At 72.6% G+C, this 16,080-nt stretch carries 13 protein-coding genes and 1 pseudogene; 6 read left to right on the forward strand and 8 right to left on the reverse strand.

Features of this window, described 5'->3' with window-relative positions:
- Positions 1 to 3: 3 nt before the first annotated feature.
- Positions 4 to 1,203, reverse strand: coding sequence for an MFS transporter (locus ACNNMR_RS31975; protein WP_419998167.1), 1,200 nt, complete (start codon positions 1,201 to 1,203; stop codon positions 4 to 6).
- 103 nt (positions 1,204 to 1,306) lie between these two features.
- Here ACNNMR_RS31975 and ACNNMR_RS31980 point away from each other — a divergent pair, with 103 nt between their 5' ends.
- Positions 1,307 to 2,317 (forward strand): LysR family transcriptional regulator, encoded by a 1,011-nt coding sequence (locus ACNNMR_RS31980; RefSeq protein WP_419998168.1) that lies wholly within the window; start codon positions 1,307 to 1,309, stop codon positions 2,315 to 2,317.
- A gap of 11 nt (positions 2,318 to 2,328) precedes the next feature.
- Positions 2,329 to 3,351, forward strand: coding sequence for a LacI family DNA-binding transcriptional regulator (locus tag ACNNMR_RS31985; protein WP_419998169.1), 1,023 nt, complete (start codon positions 2,329 to 2,331; stop codon positions 3,349 to 3,351).
- Between the two features lie 7 nt (positions 3,352 to 3,358).
- Here the strand turns inward: ACNNMR_RS31985 and ACNNMR_RS31990 are convergent, their stop codons facing one another.
- From ACNNMR_RS31990 to ACNNMR_RS32000, 3 genes and pseudogenes are all read right to left on the reverse strand, one after another.
- Positions 3,359 to 5,293 (reverse strand): amino acid transporter, encoded by a 1,935-nt coding sequence (locus ACNNMR_RS31990; RefSeq protein WP_419998170.1) that lies wholly within the window; start codon positions 5,291 to 5,293, stop codon positions 3,359 to 3,361.
- 81 nt (positions 5,294 to 5,374) lie between these two features.
- A complete protein-coding gene (locus tag ACNNMR_RS31995) occupies positions 5,375 to 5,830 on the reverse strand; it encodes a GNAT family N-acetyltransferase (protein WP_419998171.1) in 456 nt (151 codons plus the stop codon).
- Between the two features lie 77 nt (positions 5,831 to 5,907).
- Positions 5,908 to 6,639 (reverse strand): annotated as a pseudogene (locus ACNNMR_RS32000) (erythromycin esterase family protein); the annotation flags it as partial.
- A 58-nt stretch (positions 6,640 to 6,697) separates the two neighbouring features.
- On the opposite strand from ACNNMR_RS32000, the gene ACNNMR_RS32005 reads away from it, so the two are divergent.
- The 4 genes from ACNNMR_RS32005 to ACNNMR_RS32020 all read left to right on the forward strand — a co-directional run bounded on the left by ACNNMR_RS32005 (position 6,698) and on the right by ACNNMR_RS32020 (position 12,914).
- Complete coding sequence (locus ACNNMR_RS32005; RefSeq protein WP_419998172.1) at positions 6,698 to 7,423, forward strand: TioE family transcriptional regulator; 726 nt, start codon at positions 6,698 to 6,700, stop codon at positions 7,421 to 7,423.
- A gap of 90 nt (positions 7,424 to 7,513) precedes the next feature.
- Positions 7,514 to 9,100, forward strand: coding sequence for an MFS transporter (locus ACNNMR_RS32010; protein ID WP_419998173.1), 1,587 nt, complete (start codon positions 7,514 to 7,516; stop codon positions 9,098 to 9,100).
- A 19-nt stretch (positions 9,101 to 9,119) separates the two neighbouring features.
- On the forward strand, positions 9,120 to 9,728 hold the full coding sequence (locus ACNNMR_RS32015) for a TetR/AcrR family transcriptional regulator (protein WP_419998174.1): 609 nt from the start codon (positions 9,120 to 9,122) through the stop codon (positions 9,726 to 9,728).
- Between the two features lie 30 nt (positions 9,729 to 9,758).
- A complete protein-coding gene (locus tag ACNNMR_RS32020; protein WP_419998175.1) occupies positions 9,759 to 12,914 on the forward strand; it encodes an ATP-binding protein in 3,156 nt (1,051 codons plus the stop codon).
- Positions 12,915 to 12,920: 6 nt separating this feature from the next.
- On the opposite strand, the gene ACNNMR_RS32025 is transcribed toward ACNNMR_RS32020, so the two are convergent.
- The 4 genes from ACNNMR_RS32025 to ACNNMR_RS32040 form a co-directional block, all read right to left on the reverse strand.
- Positions 12,921 to 13,715, reverse strand: a complete 795-nt coding sequence (locus ACNNMR_RS32025) for an ABC transporter permease (RefSeq protein WP_419998176.1) — start codon at positions 13,713 to 13,715, stop codon at positions 12,921 to 12,923.
- Positions 13,712 to 14,671, reverse strand: coding sequence for an ATP-binding cassette domain-containing protein (locus ACNNMR_RS32030; RefSeq protein WP_419998177.1), 960 nt, complete (start codon positions 14,669 to 14,671; stop codon positions 13,712 to 13,714). Before ACNNMR_RS32030 ends, ACNNMR_RS32025 begins: the two co-directional genes overlap by 4 nt.
- Positions 14,672 to 14,752: 81 nt before the next feature.
- Positions 14,753 to 15,436: a response regulator gene (locus tag ACNNMR_RS32035; protein ID WP_419998178.1), complete on the reverse strand. Its 684-nt coding sequence runs from the start codon at positions 15,434 to 15,436 to the stop codon at positions 14,753 to 14,755.
- A 2-nt stretch (positions 15,437 to 15,438) separates the two neighbouring features.
- Positions 15,439 to 16,074, reverse strand: coding sequence for a potassium-transporting ATPase subunit C (locus ACNNMR_RS32040; protein WP_419998179.1), 636 nt, complete (start codon positions 16,072 to 16,074; stop codon positions 15,439 to 15,441).
- Positions 16,075 to 16,080: the final 6 nt, after the last annotated feature.

Here is a 16,080-nt window from a genome sequence, read left to right on the forward strand (position 1 = left end):
TCCTCATCGGCGGATCGCGGCCGAGCCGGCCAGCGCGGCGAGCGTGGCAGCCGTTGCCGGGAGCCAATAGCCCGTCGCCGGGTTCAGCGCATGCTCCACCGTCCAGCCGCCCGCCGCCGAGCCCGCGGCTATGCCGCCCAGGATGCCGGTCACGGCCAGCGTCATGCCCTCGTTGAGGCGGCCCTCCGGGGTCAGGCGCTGGACCAGGTTCATGCCCGTCACCATCGTCGGCGCCGTCGCCATCCCCGCCACCAGCAGCGCGGGCGCTAGGACCGCGAGGCCCGCGTACGAAGCCGCCAGCAGCGGCGCCGTCATCAGCACGGCCATCGCGGCCAGGCACCAACGGAACCGGACCGCGGCACCGCGCCCCCCGCCGGCCCCGGGCAGCAGCCCGTACAACAACCCCGCCGCGCACGACCCCGCCGCCTGCAGCGCGAGGATCCCGCCGGCCGCGGCCTGCTGTCCGCGGTCGTCCGCGAAGGCCACCGTCACCACCTCCAGCGACCCGAAGACGACCCCGGTCGCGGCGAACACGCACAGCAGCGCCGGCATCCCCCGCGTCCGCACCGGCGACCCGCCGGCAGCCGTACGGGCCGCCACCGGCGGCTCCGTCGAGCGCTGCGCCGCGAAGAGCACCACCCCCGTGCACATCAGCACCGCCCCGCACACCGTCCCCGCCTCCGGGAACAACCCCGTGCACAGCAGTGCCGCCAGCACCGGCCCCAGCATGTAGCAGACCTCATCCGCCGCCTGCTCAAAGGAGTTAGCGGTATGCAGCGTCCGCGGCTCCGTACGGAAAAGATGCGCCCACCGCGCCCGCGACATCCCACCCGTATTCGGCGTCGTCGCCATCAACACCTGCGCCGCGAACAGCCACCCCGCCGGCGCCTGCAGCCGCGCACACATCGCCATGCCGAGCGCGCCACACGTAGCGACCACCACCGCGGGCACCGCGGCCCGCGCCTGCCCCCACCGATCGACCAGCCGCGCGATGAGCGGCCCGGCGATCGCATTGGCGACCAGACCCGTGCCCGAGACCGCCCCCGCCAGCGCGTACGAGTCGTACCGCCCGGCGATCAGCATCACGGCGCTGATGCCGAACATCCCCATCGGCAGCCGGGCGACCAGATTCCACGCGGTGAAGGCCCGGGCGCCGGGCACGGCGAAGATCCGGGCGTACGGCGAAGCGGCGGCAATGACCATGGCCAAGAGCCTCGCCGGGGCATCAGGCCGCGGTCCAACACCAGTTCAGCGGGCATTGACATCCAGACTGTTGTAAATAACCGCCCGCCGCCGACAATGGGGCATGCCCCGCGACCCCGACCCCCGCCTCCTGCGCGCCTTCACCGCCGTAGCGGAGGAACTGCACTTCACCCGCGCCGCCGCCCGGCTGCACGTGGCGCAGCAGGCGCTGAGCCGCGACATCCGCAGGCTGGAGCGGGAGACGGGCGCGGAGCTGTTCGTACGGACGACGCGGCAGGTGCTGCTGACGCCGGAGGGGCAGCGGCTGCTGCCGTACGCCCGGCGGGTGCTGGAGGCGTACGCCGAGCTGGCCGCGGGCTGGGCCGCGCCCGACCGGCCGCTGCTCGTCGACGTCGCCGCCCGGGCCTCGACGGGCTACGAGGTGCTGGCCGCCGCCCGCCGCGCCGCCCCCGGCACGGAGTTCGCGGCGCGCTTCCACACCGGGCTCACCGGCGCGGCGGCGGCGATCCAGGCGGGCCGCCTCGACATCTCCTTCGGCCGGGCCGCCGGACTGCCGGAGCGGCTCCGCGAGGGGCTGGCCGGGCGGCTCGTGCGCTACGAGCCGATGGCCGTGGTGCTGCCCCGCGCGCACCGCCTCGCCGACCTGCCCGCGGTCCCGTTGCCCGCCCTGGCCGGCGAGACGCTCTACGCGGCGGCGGGCAACCCGGCGACCGCGGAGTGGACGGCGCTGGCGCGGGAGCTCTTCGCCCCGTACGGGATCCGCATGGCCGCGCCCTTCCCCGAGATAGCGGGGGAGGAGGAGTTCGAGCGGCTCGTCGCCAAGCGCGGCTGGTCGGTGCTGGCGACCTGCCAGTTCAAGGAGATGCCGGGCATGGTGCTGCGGCCGCTCACCGAGCCGGTGCCGCTGTCGCCCGTATGGATGGTGTGGCGGCGGGGCCTCAGGCACCCGGGCCTGGACGCGCTGCACGCGGCGGTGAGCCGACTCGCGGCGGCGGCGGACTGGTTGCGCAGGAGCGACGGCTGGCTCGCGGACGCCGACGAGCGGCTCGTCGCGGGGCAGCGCGGCGGGATCACTGCCCTTGATGTGGTAGGACGCCCGACGGGAAGGAGCTAAAGTCGGGTCCCGTGACCGCCCGCCTTTCCGATATAGCCGCCCAGGCCGGGGTCAGCGAGGCGACGGTGAGCCGGGTCCTCAATGACAAGCCGGGGGTAGCCGCCGGCACCCGCGAAGCCGTGCTGGCCGCGCTCGACGTGCTCGGCTATGAGCGCCCCGTGAAGCTCCGCAAGCGCGGCGCGGGCCTCGTCGGCCTGATCATGCCCGAGCTCGACAACCCGATCTTCCCGGCCTTCGCGCAGGTCATCTGCCAGGTCCTGATCCAGAACGGCTGGACCCCGCTGCTGGCCACCCAGGCCCCGGGCGGCGCCACCGAGGACGAGCTGACCGAGCTGCTGGAGGAGCGCGGCGCGGACGGCATGGTCTTCGTCTCCGGGCTGCACGCCGACACCACCGCCAACATGCAGCGCTACGCGCAGCTCCGCGCCCGCGGCGTCCCCTTCGTGATGATCAACGGGTATGCGCCGGACGTGAAGGGCACCTTCGTCTCCCCGGACGACCGCAAGGCCGTCCACCTCGCCGTCGACCACCTCGCCGACCTCGGCCACGAGCGCATCGGCCTCGCCCTCGGCCAGGAGCGCTTCGTCCCGGTGCAGCGCAAGGCGGAGGGCTTCCGCAGCCGCTGCGCCGAGCTGTTCGGGATGTCGGCGGCCGCGGCGGACAAGCTGATCGAGCACTCCCTCTACACCCTGGAGGGCGGCCACGCGGCCGCCTCGGCCCTGATCGAACGCGGCTGCACCGCGGTCGTGTGCGCCAGCGACATGATGGCGCTCGGCGCGATCCGCGCGGCCCGCGAGCGGGGGCTGCAGGTGCCGGGCGGCCTGTCGGTGGTCGGATACGACGACTCGCCGCTGATCGCCTTCACCGACCCGCCGCTGACGACGGTGCGCCAGCCCGTACGCGCCATGGGGGAGGCCGCGGTCCGTGCCCTGCTGGACGAGATGACCAGCGGGTCACCGGCGCCGAACCGGGAGTTCGTCTTCCATCCGGAGCTGGTGGTCCGGGGTTCCACGGGCCCGCGCCGTACTGCGTAGGACCCGCTCAGCCCACGTGCACATGCGGCCGCTTGGCCCGGTCCGGCTCCGCCTTCCGCAGCACCTCGCGGGTCACCGGCGCCACCTCGCCGTGGCCGAAGAGCAGGAACCGCAGCAGCTGGCTCAGCGGAGCGCCCTCGGTCCACTCGAAGTAGATGTGCGGCCGCCGGCCGGTGATGTCGCGGACGTGCAGCAGGACGGCGGCGAGCGCGTTGGGGATGCTGGCGCTCTTCAGCGTCAGCACCCGGTAGCGGTCGTGCAGCACCCAGCCGCACACATACACCTCGGCCTCGAACTCGGACGGGTCGACGACGGTGACCTCGATGAAGGTGACGTCGTCCGCCTCCGCCAGGTCATTGTCGGCGCGGATCTGGGCGAGCTTGTCGTGGTACTCGGCCGCGTCCCTGGCGTCCGGCTCGTTGGCCACGAACCGGATGGTGCGGGTGCCCATGTCCCGTACGAAACGCTGCGCCATCCGGTCGAGGGTGACGCCGGTGGTCCGCAGCTCGAAGGAGCGCAGGGCGCGGGACAGCAGCGAGGAGCCGACGATCGCGGCGATGAAGCAGGCGCCGATCTTCACGCCGTCGGGGCGCTCGATCACGTTCGCGCCGAGGGTGTAGAGGAAGACGGCCGCGACGGCGCCGAAGAAGATGGTGAGCTTGCGCTGCTTCGCCCGCCGGGCGGCGATGGTTACGGCGATGGCGGCCGAGGTGATGAGGACCAGGACGCCGGTGGCGTACGCGCCGCCCTGGGCGTCGACGTCGGCGTCGAAGATCCAGGTGATGAGGAAGGCGATGGCGACGAGCGTCAGGACGGTCGGGCGGACGGCCCGTGCCCAGTGCGGGGCCATCCCGTAGCGGGGGAGGTAGCGGGGCATCAGGTTCAGCAGCCCGGCCATGGCCGACGCGCCGGCGAACCACAGGATGGCGATGGTCGCGGCGTCGTAGACGCTGCCGAAGGTGTTGCCGAGGTGCTCGTGCGCGAGATAGGCCAGCGCCCGGCCGTTCGCCGCGCCGCCGGGCTTGAACTCCTTCTCCGGGATGAGCAGCGTCGTGACCACGCTGCTGGTCACCAGGAAGGCGCTCATGGTGACCGCCGCGGTGGTCAGCAGCTTCTTGGCGCCGATGATCCGGCTGAGCGGCCGCCGCTCCGGCTCGCCCGCCTTGCCGCTGATGTGCGGCATGACCGCGACGCCGGTCTCGAAGCCGGACAGGCCGAGGGCGAGCTTGGGGAACACCAGCAGTGCGATCCCGGCCATCGCCCAGACGTTGCCGTGGTCCGCGGTCAGCGCGTCCGTCCAGTCGGGGATCACGTGCGGGGTGGTGGCGACGTGCCACAGGCCGACCGCGATGACCACGGCGTTGAGGGCGAGGAAGATCCCCACCAGCGGCACGGCGAAGCCGATGGCCTCGTTGAAGCCCTTCAGGAACACGGCCCCGAGCAGGGCGATCATCAGCAGCGTGATGCCGAGGTTGTGGCCGCCGAAGGTGCCCGACAGATGCGGGTTCTCCACGAAGTGCGCGGCGCCGTCCGCGGCGGACAGCGTGATGGTGATGACGAAGTCGGTGGCGGCGAAGCCGAGCAGCACAAGGACGAACAGCTTCCCCTTCCAGAACGGCAGCAGCCGCTCCAGCATCGCGATCGACCCCTGCCCGTGCGGGCTCTCCTCCGCCACCCGCCGGTAGACGGGCAGCGCCCCGCAGAGCGTGACGCACACCAGCACCAGGGTGGCCAGCGGCGATACGAGTCCGGCGGCCGCGACGGCGATGCCGGGCTGGTAGCCGAGGGTGGAGAAGTAGTCGAGCCCGGACAGGCACATGACCTTCCACCAGGCGTGCCGCCGCTGTTCCTTCGGCACCCTGGCGTGCGGCCCCGGGTGCCGCTGCACGCGCTCCGTCTGGCCGTCGAGCATCCAGTTACGCAAGCGATCGCCCGAAGCCATGAAAAGCAGCGTATGCACCCAAAAGCCCAGAACCGGGAAAGGCGTGCACCCGTCAGCCGTTCAGCCGTGGGACGGCGGCTCTCAGAGCAGCTTCGTCATGAACACGCTGTGCGGATCGGGCCGGTAGTCCGCGAACGGCTCGCACGGGACGAACCCGAACTTCTCGTAGAGCCTCCTGGCGGGCAGAAAGAAGTCGGCCGAGCCGGTCTCCAGGCTGAGCCGCGTGAAGCCCATGCCCCTGGTCTCGCCGATGATGTGCTCCAGCAGCCGCGAGGCGATCCCGCTGCGCTGCTGCGCCGGGCGCGTACGCATCGACTTCAGCTCCGCGTGTCCCGCGTCCAGCCGCGTGATCGCACCGCAGCCCGCCACGGTGTCACCGTCCATGAGCGACCAGAAGGTGACCCCGGGCTTGCGCAGCTCGCCGAGGTCGAGGGCGTGCTTGCTCTCCAGAGGCGTGATGGACCGCATCTGCTGCACGTGCTCGTCGAGGAAACTGGCGATCGCCGGTCCGGACAGGTCGTCCACCATGATCTGCATTCGCGCTCTCCCGCTGTCTCCGGACCCTTGCCGTCCGACGAGTCTGCCACCCGCCCACCTGGACCTTTTGCTCAGGCCAGCGTCGGGCCCCGGTCGGCGAGGGCGAGGAGGTTGTCGGCCCGCATCCGGGCGCGCAGGCGGGCCATCCGCAGCGCGCGGTCGGGGGCGGGGGCGGCCATCCAGAAGTGGTAGTAGAGCAGGCCGGCGGCGGTACGGCCGTACAGGCGGGCGCGGTCCCAGCCCTCGCGGGCGGCCGGGTGCGGCGGCGGCTGCGTATCGAGGAGGGCCGTCAGGTCGCCGGTGAGGACCCGGAGTTGGCCGGCGTCGGCGGAGCGGCCGACCGATCGCGACGGGTCCGTCATCGCGGCCGGGTCGGTCCAGCGCTCGTCCGTGCCGAGCAGGTGGTCGAGGGCTTCCGCGGTGCAGGGGAGGAGGTCGGGGGCGACCCGGGCGGAGAGGTGGTCGTGGAGCGCGGTGAGGGCGTGGCGGGGGCTTGCCGCGGCATGCGCCTCCAGCGGGCCGTCGAGGCCGGCGAAGCGGACTTGTCCGGACGCCGGCCGGCCGTCGTTGTGGTCGCGCATCCAGCGCACGAGCTCACGATTGCCCTCGAACTCGCCCCAGCCGCGGCTGAATCCGCGCTCCATGGCCTCGTCGAGACTGCCCGTACCCAGGGTGACGAAGTCGTCCACGATCAGGCCCGCGAGGCAGTCGCTCCCGATCGCGATCGTCCGGTAGCCCTCCTGCGCGACAAGCCGCCGGAACAGGTGGTTGCGCATCGCGAGCAGCGGGCCGAGGTCATCCGTATCCATGCCATAAACGGTATCGTTGAACCTTCGGTTGAAACTTGCCCGCACTATTGTCGGTGGCGTGGTACGAAACCTTAAAACCGGGGTGCGGCTACGGCCGGTGGACCTGGCGCGCGGGCACGGGCTGTCGACGCAGGCGATCAGGAATTACGAGGAGGCCGGCATCCTCCCGCCCGCCGCTCGCACCGCCGCCGGCTATCGCACCTACACGCCGCTGCATGCCCAGGCCCTGCGCGCCTTCCTCGCCCTGGTGCCGGGGCACGGCCACGCGACCGCGGCCTCGATCATGCGCGAGGTGAACGAGGGTGCGGCCGACGACGCCTTCCGCCTCATCGACGACAGTCACGCCCAACTCCTCGACGACCGGCGGACACTGCTGGCGGTGGAGCGCGCTCTCCGCGACTTGGAGCCCACCACGGCACCGGAACCGACGCCCGCGCCTGCCGCCACCTTCATCGGCCCCCTCGCGGACCAGCTCGGCATCGGCCCCGCGACGCTCCGCAAGTGGGAGCGCGCCGGTCTGGTACGCCCCCGGCGCGACGCGCGGACCGGCTATCGCGTGTACGACGCGAGCGCCGTACGGGACGCCCGCATGACCCACCAGCTGCGCCGCGGCGGCTACTTGCTCGCGCAGATCGCCCCGCTGATCGAGCAGGTGCGGACGGCCGGCGGCCTCGAGCCGCTGGAGGCGGCGATGAGCGACTGGCGGGAGCGGCTGGCCGACCGCGGGCGGGCGATGCTGGCGGGCGCGGCGGAGCTGGAGGCGTATCTGCGCGAGCGGGGGTGAGCGGGAGCGATCGGGAGTGATGGGCCCGGCCGCAGCGGCTGGATTTTAAATACAGTGCAGCTCTGTATCGCAAAGATGTACGCTGCCGCCATGTCCGCAGAACTCATCCACCGCCGCCGCTGGGCGATCCTCGCCGTCCTGCTGCTGAGCGTGCTGGTCACCGTCCTCGACAACTCCATCCTCAACGTCGCCATCCAGACCCTCGCCCAGCCGTCCCCCACCGGCCTCGGCGCCGGCCAGAGCCAGCTGGAGTGGGCGGTCAACTCGTACACGCTGGTCTTCGCCGGGCTGCTGCTCACCGGCGGCGTGCTCGGCGACCGGCTGGGGCGCAAGAAGGCGCTGCTCTTCGGCATGTTCGTCTTCGGGGTGGCCTCCGCGCTGTGTGCGTACGCGAGCTCGCCCGCCGAACTCATCACGTACCGCGGCCTGATGGGCATCGGCAGCGCCTTCACCCCGCCCGCGACGCTGGCGATCATCGCGCAGATCTTCGAGCCCGAGGAGCAGCCCCGGGCGATCGGCATCTGGACCGGCGTGGTCGGCCTCGCCGTCGCCGCCGGGCCGATCGCGGGCGGGGCGCTGCTCGAGTACTTCTGGTGGGGATCGATCTTCCTCGTGAACGTGCCGATCGTGATCATCGCCCTGATCGCCATGGTCGTGCTGGTGCCCGAGTCCAGGGACGAGCGGGCCGGGCGGCTCGATCCGGTCGGCGTGCTGCTGTCGATCGCCGGGATGACGCTGCTGGTCTACGGCGTCATCAAGGGCGGGCAGCTCGGCGACTTCACCCGGCCGGGGGCGTGGGGTCCCGGTCTTGGCGGGCTCGCGGTGCTGGCGGGCTTCGTGCTGTGGGAGCGGCGGACCGAGCATCCGGCCTTCGACATGGCGTATTTCAGGGACCGGCGCTTCGCGGGTGCCGTCACCGCCATCGGCGTGTGCTCCTTCGCGCTGATGGGCGTCACCTTCTTCATGGTCTTCTACGCCCAGTCCGTACGCGGCTACAGCGCCCTGGAGACGGGCCTGCTGCTGCTCCCGCTGGCGGCCGCGCAGATGTATCTGGCGCCGCGGGCAAGGCATCTCGTGGCGCGGTTCGGGGCGCGGGCGGTGTGCGCCGGCGGGCTGCTGGTCAACGCCGTGGCCTTCGCCGGGTTCCTGCTGCTGGGGCGGTCGACGCCGGTGTGGGTGCTGGCGGTGCTTTTCGCGCTGATGGGCGCGGGGCTTGCGCTGGTCTTCCCGCCCGCCACCGTCATGATCATGAGCTCGATGCCGCGCGAGAAGGCGGGCGCGGGTTCGGCGATCAACAATGTCTTCCGGCAGGTCGGCGGGGCGATCGGCATCGCGGTGCTCGGCTCGCTGCTGTCCGCCGCGTACCGGAGCGGGGTCCGGGACGACGTCGATGTGCTGCCCGCGGGGGTGCGGCACGCCGCGGGCGAGTCCATCCAGGCCACCCTGAGCGCGGCCGCGCGGCTCGGCCCGGAGGGGCGGGGGCTGGTGGGTCCGGCCAACGACGCGTTCATCCACGCCATGCACCTCACCGCCGCCACCGCGGCCGTCGCGAGCGCCCTCGGAGCGGTTATCGTGCTGGTGACCATGGCCGGCAAGCCCTCGGCGGATCCGCGGCGGGCCAGCGCGCCGCCCGGCGACGGCGGCCCGCGGCCGCAGGGGGCCGAGGCCCGACGGTGACCAAGGCAGGTGCCCAGCAGTGACGGAAGCTCCCGACCGTACGGCGGCCGCGCCGCGCGGCCGCCCGCGCAACGCGGCCGTCGACGGCGCGGTCATCGACACCGTCCTGCGGCTGCTCGCCGGGGGCGCCGTCTTCGCGGACCTCTCGATGGTCGCCATCGCCCGCGAAGCCGGCGTCACCCGGGCCACCGTCTACCGGCGCTGGCCGACCAAGGACGCGCTGCTGGTCGACGTGCTGCTGGCCGCGGAGGAGCCGCTGCCCGAGCCCGCCGGGAAGTCGCTGCGCGCCGACCTGCTGGAGATCATGGAGGCCACCAGGAAGCGCAGCCTGTCCAAGGAAACGTCCGCGCTGATGCGGAACATGACGACGATGCTCAAGACCAACCCCGAGCTCTGGCAGTGCTACCGCGACACGGCGATCGCCCCCCGCCGCAAGGTCTTCGCCACCGTGCTGCGCCGCGGCATCGAAACCGGCGAGCTCCGCCCCGAACTGGGCGACGACCTCGACTTCCTCATCGACTTGCTGGTCGGCCCGTTCTATTACCGGGCGTCCATGAACGCGCCCCTGGCCGAGGACCTGACGGAACACCTGGTGGACACCTTCCTCAGGGGCGCCTCCCCGCGCTGACCGGCCCCATGCCATCGATAGCCTGGCCGAGTGACCGCTGACCTGACCCTTCTCTCCCGTGTGGCCTACCGCGGCCAAGAGATCACCGCGCCCCGGCTGCGCGGGCTGCTGGCGCTGCTCGCGGGGGAGTTGCGGTCCGGGTGCGGCACTGCCCGTCTCGTGGAGGGGCTGTGGCAGGAGGAGCCGCCCGCCAATCCCGCCAACGCGTTGCGGATCCTGGTGTCCAGGGCCCGCGCCCAGCTCGGCCCCGACGTCGTCGTCAGCACCCCGACCGGCTACCGGCTGGCGTTGGGCGAGGAGCAGGTCGATACCGCCGCGGTGCTGCGCTGTGCGGAGGACACCGCCCGCCACGGCCGGGCCGGGGACCATGCCGCCGCACTGGCGAGCGCCGAGGCGGGGCTCGCCTTCTGGGACACCGCCCCGGACGCCGGGCCCGCGCCGCTCGGCGACCCCGTCGCGGAGCTGCGCGCCGAGCGGGCCCCGGTGCACGCCGCCCTCGTACGGGCCAAGGCGCTCGCGCTCGCCCGCCTCGCCCGGCACGCCGAGGCCGCCGCGGCGCTCGCCGCACTGGCCGCCGACCACCCCCGCGACGAGGAGGTGCTCGCCGGGCTGCTGCGCGCCGAGGCCGCCACCGCGGGCCCCGCGGCGGCCCTCGCCCGCTACGACGCATACCGCCGCGGCCTCCGCGACGAGCTGGGCACGGACCCGGGCCCGGCGCTGGCCGCCGTACACCAGGAGCTGCTCCAGGACGAGACGCCCATCGTCCGCTACGGCGTGCCGCACGACCCCAACCCGCTGCTGGGGCGGGCCGACGACATCGCCGCCGTCGCCGGGCTGCTGCGCTCCTCGCGGGTGACCTCGATCGTCGGCCCGGGCGGCCTCGGCAAGACCCGGCTCGCGTACGCCGTCAGCCGGGCGGCGGACCAGCGGGTGGTGCACTTCGTGTCGCTGGCCGGCGTCGGCGCGGACGAGGACGTGGCCGGCGAGGTGGCTTCGGCTCTCGGCGGCGGCGCGGAGTCGGGCACGCCGCGCGGCGGCGTCGGCCCGTACGGCAGCGGGGCCCAGGGCGCGCCCGCCGCCATCGCCGCCGCCATCGCCGCCGCCCTCGGCAGCGGGCCCGTGCTGCTGGTGCTGGACAACTGCGAGCAGGTCGTCGGCGGCGCCGCCGACCTGGTGCGGGCGCTGGTGTCGCTGGCGAAGGGGCTGCGGGTGCTGGTCACCAGCAGGGCGCCGCTGGGGCTGAGTTCGGAGGCGGTGTACCAGCTGCCCGAGCTGAGCCTGGCCACCTCGGTCGAGCTCTTCGAGCAGCGCGCGCGGGCCGCCCGACCCGGCGTCGAGCTGCCCCCCGACGCGGTGGCGGAGCTGTGCCGGCACCTCGACGGGCTGCCGCTGGCCGTGGAGCTGGCGGCGGCGCGGGTGCGGGTGCTGTCCGTAGCGGAGATCTCGCGGCGGCTGCGGGACCGCTTCAAGCTGCTCCGCGGCGGAAGCCGGGATGCGCCCGAGCGGCACCGCACCCTGCACGCCGTCGTCGAGTGGAGCTGGAATCTGCTGGAAGAGGACGCGCGGGCGGCGCTGCGCGCGCTGTCCTTCTTCCCCGGCGGCTGCACCGAGGAGGCGGCCGACGCGCTGCTCGGCGAGAGCGGCGACGCGCTCTTCCTGCTGGAGCAGCTCGTCGACCAGTCGCTGCTGAGGGCGGCCGACACCGCCGCCGGGATCCGCTTCCACATGCTGGAGACGGTGCGGGAGTTCAGCGCCGCCCGGCGCGCGGCGGCCGGCGAGGAAGAGGCGGTGACCGGCCGGTTCCTCGCCTGGGCGCGGGAGTTCGGGCGGGCCGACCACGACCTGCCGTTCGGCCCCGACCCGCTGCAGCACTGGCCGCGGCTGCGCGCCGAGCAGGACAACCTCGTGCTCGCCCTGCGCCTCGCCCTGGCCCGCGCGGACCACGCCACCACCGCGTCCGCAGGCGCGGTGCTGGCCGGCCTCTGGTCCACCGAATCCGCGAGCTTCCACCGCCTCGTCACCCTCGCCGCCGACACCGCGCCACCGCTGTCCCACTACCGCCCCGACGCCGCCGGCGTCGAACCGCTCCGCACCCTCTCCGCCCTGTGCACCGCCTCCCTCTTCATGGGCTACGGGCCGCGCCAGCTGCGCCACTTGGCCATCCTGCGGCGACTGCCGCCCGCCCCGCCGGACACCCTGCTGCGGTCCCTCGCCATCGTGCTGTGCGCCGTACCGGAGCTGCGGCCGCCCGGCTACGAGAAGCTGCAGGAGCTGTGCGCAAGCGACTCGACGCTGCTCGCCGGCGTCGCCGAGTGCGTGGCCGGCTATCTCTGGGAGTACGAGCACCAGCCCGAGCGGGCGCTGGCCTCTGCCCGCCGGATGCTCACGGTGGTCGACGCCGCACCCCACCCGACCCTGAAGATGCTCAGCCACTCGCGGATCAGCGAGCTGGCCATGCACCTCGGGCTGGGGGAGGAGGCGTACCGGCATCTGCTGGCGGCGCTGGAGGTCGTGGAGGACCTCGGCGACCTCTCGGACACCATGGGTCTGCGCTGGGGTCTCGCGCTGGCCTGCCTGCAGCGCGGCGAGCTGGATGAGGCCGAGGAGTGGCTGGCGCGGGCGGAGCGCGGGCAGGCGGCCGAGTACACCTCGGCCTTCGCCCCCGACCTGGCGCTGCGGGCAGAGATCGCGCTGGCCCGCGGCCTCACCGAGGTCGGGCTGAAGCGGTGGCGGACGGCGGTGGAGCGGCTGCGCGGCGGTCAGCTGTCGGAGGCCACCGACCCGTATGTGGACCCGTGGGCGCTGCAGATCCTGGCCGCCGCGGTGGCCGCGCACGCCTACGCGGGCCGGCTGGAGCTCGCCGCCGACCTGGTGGCCGAGCTGCGGGGGCGGCTGCGCGGGCTGCTGCCCGACGCCTCCCGCGCGGTCGGGGACATCGCGGTGTACGGGACCGCGCTGCTGGCCCTGGGCCTGGTGGGCATCGCCGAGGGGGACACCTCCGCGGTGCGGCTGCTGGCGCTGGCCGAACGGCTGCATGTGATGCGGGAGTTCCAGCCGACGATGTCCGCGGACCGGGCACGGGCGGCGGCCGAGGAGGCCGACGGGGCGGCGTACGCCGACGCGGTGTCGGAGTACGCCGCCCTCGGGCGGGCGGAGCTGCGGGCCGCGGCGCTCGGGCTGCTGTGAGCGCGGTCAGTTCGCCGGCTCCCGGTCGAACAGCGACTTCGACCAGAGGAAGCCGACCGCGGTCAGCCCCAGGCACCAGGCGAGGGCGAGCCACCCGTTGTGGCCGATCTCCGTGCCGAGCAGCAGGCCGCGCAGGGTCTCGATGGCCGGGGTGAACGGCTGGTACTCGGCGATCGGCTGGAACCAGCCCGGCATCGAGTCCACCGGCACGAAGGCGCTGGAGATGAACGGCAGCAGCATCAGCGGCAGCGCGTTGTTGCTGGCCGCCTCGGCGTTCGGGCTGGCCAGGCCCATCCCGACCGCGATCCAGGTGAGCGCAAAGGTCACGAGCAGCAGCAGCCCGAACGCCGCCAGCCACTCCAGCACGGAGGCGCCGGTGGACCGGAAGCCGATGGCCGCCGCGACGCCCCCGACCAGCACCACGCTGACGATCGACTGCAGCACACAGCCGACGACCCGCCCGATCAGCACCGACTGGCGGTGGATCGCCATCGTACGGAACCGGGCGATGATGCCCTCCGACATGTCCATCGCCACCGACACCGCGGTCCCGACGGTGGTGCCGCCGATGGTCATCAGCAGGATGCCCGGCACCAGATAGGCGATGTAGTCGGAGCGGTCGCCGCCACCGCCGCCGAGGCCCGCGCTCATCGCGTCGCCGAAGATGTAGACGAAGAGCAGCAGCAGGACGATCGGCGTCAGCAGGACGTTGAGGGTCAGCGAGGGATAGCGGCGCACGTGCAGCATGTTGCGGCGCAGCATGGTGGACGAGTCGCGCACGGCGAGGGCGAGGGAGCTCATCGGACGGCCTCCTTGGGCTTGTTGACGCCGCCGGTCAGCGAGAAGAAGACGTCGTCGAGGTCGGGGGTGTGCACGGTCAGCTCGTCGGCGGCGACATCGGCGGAGTCCAGCCAGTCGAGGATGGAGCGCAGCTCGCGCTGGCTGCCGTCGCTGGGGATCTGCAGGGTGAGCGACTCGTCGTCGCGGGTGATGTCGCGCAGCGCGCGGGCGGCGCTCTGATACGCGGCGGGGTCCTGGAACCGCAGTCGTACATGCCCGCCGGGGATGCGCCGCTTGAGCTCGTCCGCGGTGCCTTCGGCGGCGATCTTGCCGTCGTTGAGTACGGCGATGCGGTCGGCGAGTTCGTCGGCCTCTTCCAGGTATTGGGTGGTGAGGAAGACGGTGGTGCCGTCGGAGACCAGGTCGCGGATGATGCCCCACGTGTTGTGGCGGGCGCGGGGGTCGAGCCCGGTGGTCGGCTCGTCGAGGAAGATGATCCGCGGGCTGCCGACCAGGGTCATGGCGATGTCGAGGCGGCGCTTCATTCCGCCGGAGTAGGACTGCGCGGGCTTCTTGGCGGCGTCGACGAGGTCGAAGCGCTCCAGCAGCTCGGCGGCGGTGCGCCTGCCTTCCGTCTTGGACAGGTGATGCAGGTCGGCCATCAGCAGCATGTTCTCCTCGCCGGTGATGAGCCCGTCGACGGCGGAGAACTGCCCGGTGACGCCGATGGCGGCCCGTACCGCCTGCGGGTCGGTGGCGAGGTCGTGGCCGGCGACCCGGACCTCACCGCCGTCGGCGCCGATGAGGGTGGACAGGATCTTCACGGCGGTGGTCTTGCCCGCGCCGTTCGGCCCGAGGAGCGTGAAGATCGTGCCGGCCGGCACATGGATGCCGATGCCGTCGAGGACCAGCTTGTCCCCGTACGCCTTGCGCAGGCCGGTGGCCGCGATGGCGGGTGAGTGAGTCGTTGTCGTCATGCCCCGGAGCATGCGGCGCGCTCCGCTCAGCGGCCTTTCTGCGGCATTTCAGACCGCGATCAGCCCCGAAAGCGGTGGGGGTCACGCCTCGAAGCGATAGCCCATCCCCGGCTCCGTGATCAGGTACCGCGGACGGGACGGATCCCGCTCCAGCTTGCGGCGGAGCTGGGCCATGTAGACCCGGAGATAGTTGGTGCGGTGGTCGCGGGACGAGCCCCAGACCTCCTCCAGCAGCTGTTTCTGGGAGACCAGCATGCCGGGACGGCAGACCAGTATCTCCAGCAGATGCCATTCGGTCGGGGTCAGATGGACGTCCCGTCCGTTGCGCTTGATCTTCTTGGCCGAGAGGTCGATCGTGAACGCGTCCGTGCGCACCACCATCGGCGTCCCGGCCGGCGGGCCGCCCTGGGTGCGCCGCACGGCGGCCCGCAGCCGGGCGTAGAACTCGTCCATGCTGAACGGCTTCGTGAGGTAGTCGTCAGCGCCCGCGTCCAGGGCTGCGACCTTCTCCTCGGGAGCCCGGCGGGCGGAGAGCACCAGGATCGGGACCCGGGTCCAGCCCCGTAGCGCGCGGATCACGGCCTGCCCGTCCATGTCGGGCAGGCCGAGATCGGTCACGATGACATCCGGTTGCCGGGCGGCTGCGAGGCGGAGGGCGGTGGCGCCGTCGGGTGCGGCGTCCACGCCGTAGTCCCGCGCCTGCAGATTGAGCACGAGGGTCCGTACAAGGTGGGCGTCGTCCTCGACGACCAGCACCCGGGTCATCGTCACCCCTTCGCGGCGAGTTCCTTGAGCGCAAGGTTGAGTTCGAGGACATTCACCCGGGGCTCACCCATGAAGCCGAGGACGCGGCCGTCGGTGTGCTCGTCGACGAGCTTCTCGACCTGGTCGGTCGGCAGGTGGTTCTGCGCCGCCACCCGGTGCACCTGCAGCTCCGCGTACGCGGGGGAGATGTGCGGGTCCAGGCCGGAGCCGGAGGAGGTGACCGCGTCGGCGGGGACGTCGGACGGCTTGACCTTGTAGTCGGACGTGGAGTTGTCCTTGACCACGGCCGCCTTGGCGTCCTTCACCGACTTGATCAGCTCCTTGTTGTCGCCCGACAGGTTCGTCGCGCCGGAGAGGAGCAGCTTGTACTGGGTGTTGACGCTGTTCTCGCCGAGGCCATTGGACGGGCGCGGCTGGAACCACTGCTTGCCCTTGTAGGTCTGGCCGATGAGCTTGGAGCCGACGACCTTGCCCTCGTGGTCCTTGATCTCGGAGCCGTTGGCCTTGTTGTTGAAGGCCGCCTGGGCGACGCCCGTGACCACCAGCGGATAGATGACGCCGGTGACGACGGTGAGGACCAGCAGGGCGCGCAGTCCGGCCCACAGGAGGCGGGTCGTGTTCGCTACGGAGTTGTTCATTTCAAG

Source organism: Streptomyces boninensis, assembly GCF_048572725.1.
Classification (GTDB): Bacteria; Actinomycetota; Actinomycetes; order Streptomycetales; family Streptomycetaceae; genus Streptomyces; species Streptomyces boninensis.

Bases quoted from the DNA above. Each gene is read 5' to 3' on its own strand.
- ACNNMR_RS32025 (WP_419998176.1), bottom strand. From the start codon at position 13,715: ATGAGCTCCCTCGCCCTCGCCGTGCGCGACTCGTCCACCATGCTGCGC.
- ACNNMR_RS31980 (WP_419998168.1), top strand. From the start codon at position 1,307: ATGCCCCGCGACCCCGACCCCCGCCTCCTGCGCGCCTTCACCGCCGTA.
- ACNNMR_RS31990 (WP_419998170.1), bottom strand. From the start codon at position 5,293: ATGGCTTCGGGCGATCGCTTGCGTAACTGGATGCTCGACGGCCAGACG.
- ACNNMR_RS31995 (WP_419998171.1), bottom strand. From the start codon at position 5,830: ATGCAGATCATGGTGGACGACCTGTCCGGACCGGCGATCGCCAGTTTC.
- ACNNMR_RS32030 (WP_419998177.1), bottom strand. From the start codon at position 14,671: ATGACGACAACGACTCACTCACCCGCCATCGCGGCCACCGGCCTGCGC.
- ACNNMR_RS31975 (WP_419998167.1), bottom strand. From the start codon at position 1,203: ATGGTCATTGCCGCCGCTTCGCCGTACGCCCGGATCTTCGCCGTGCCC.
- ACNNMR_RS32010 (WP_419998173.1), top strand. From the start codon at position 7,514: ATGTCCGCAGAACTCATCCACCGCCGCCGCTGGGCGATCCTCGCCGTC.
- ACNNMR_RS32040 (WP_419998179.1), bottom strand. From the start codon at position 16,074: ATGAACAACTCCGTAGCGAACACGACCCGCCTCCTGTGGGCCGGACTG.
- ACNNMR_RS32035 (WP_419998178.1), bottom strand. From the start codon at position 15,436: ATGACCCGGGTGCTGGTCGTCGAGGACGACGCCCACCTTGTACGGACC.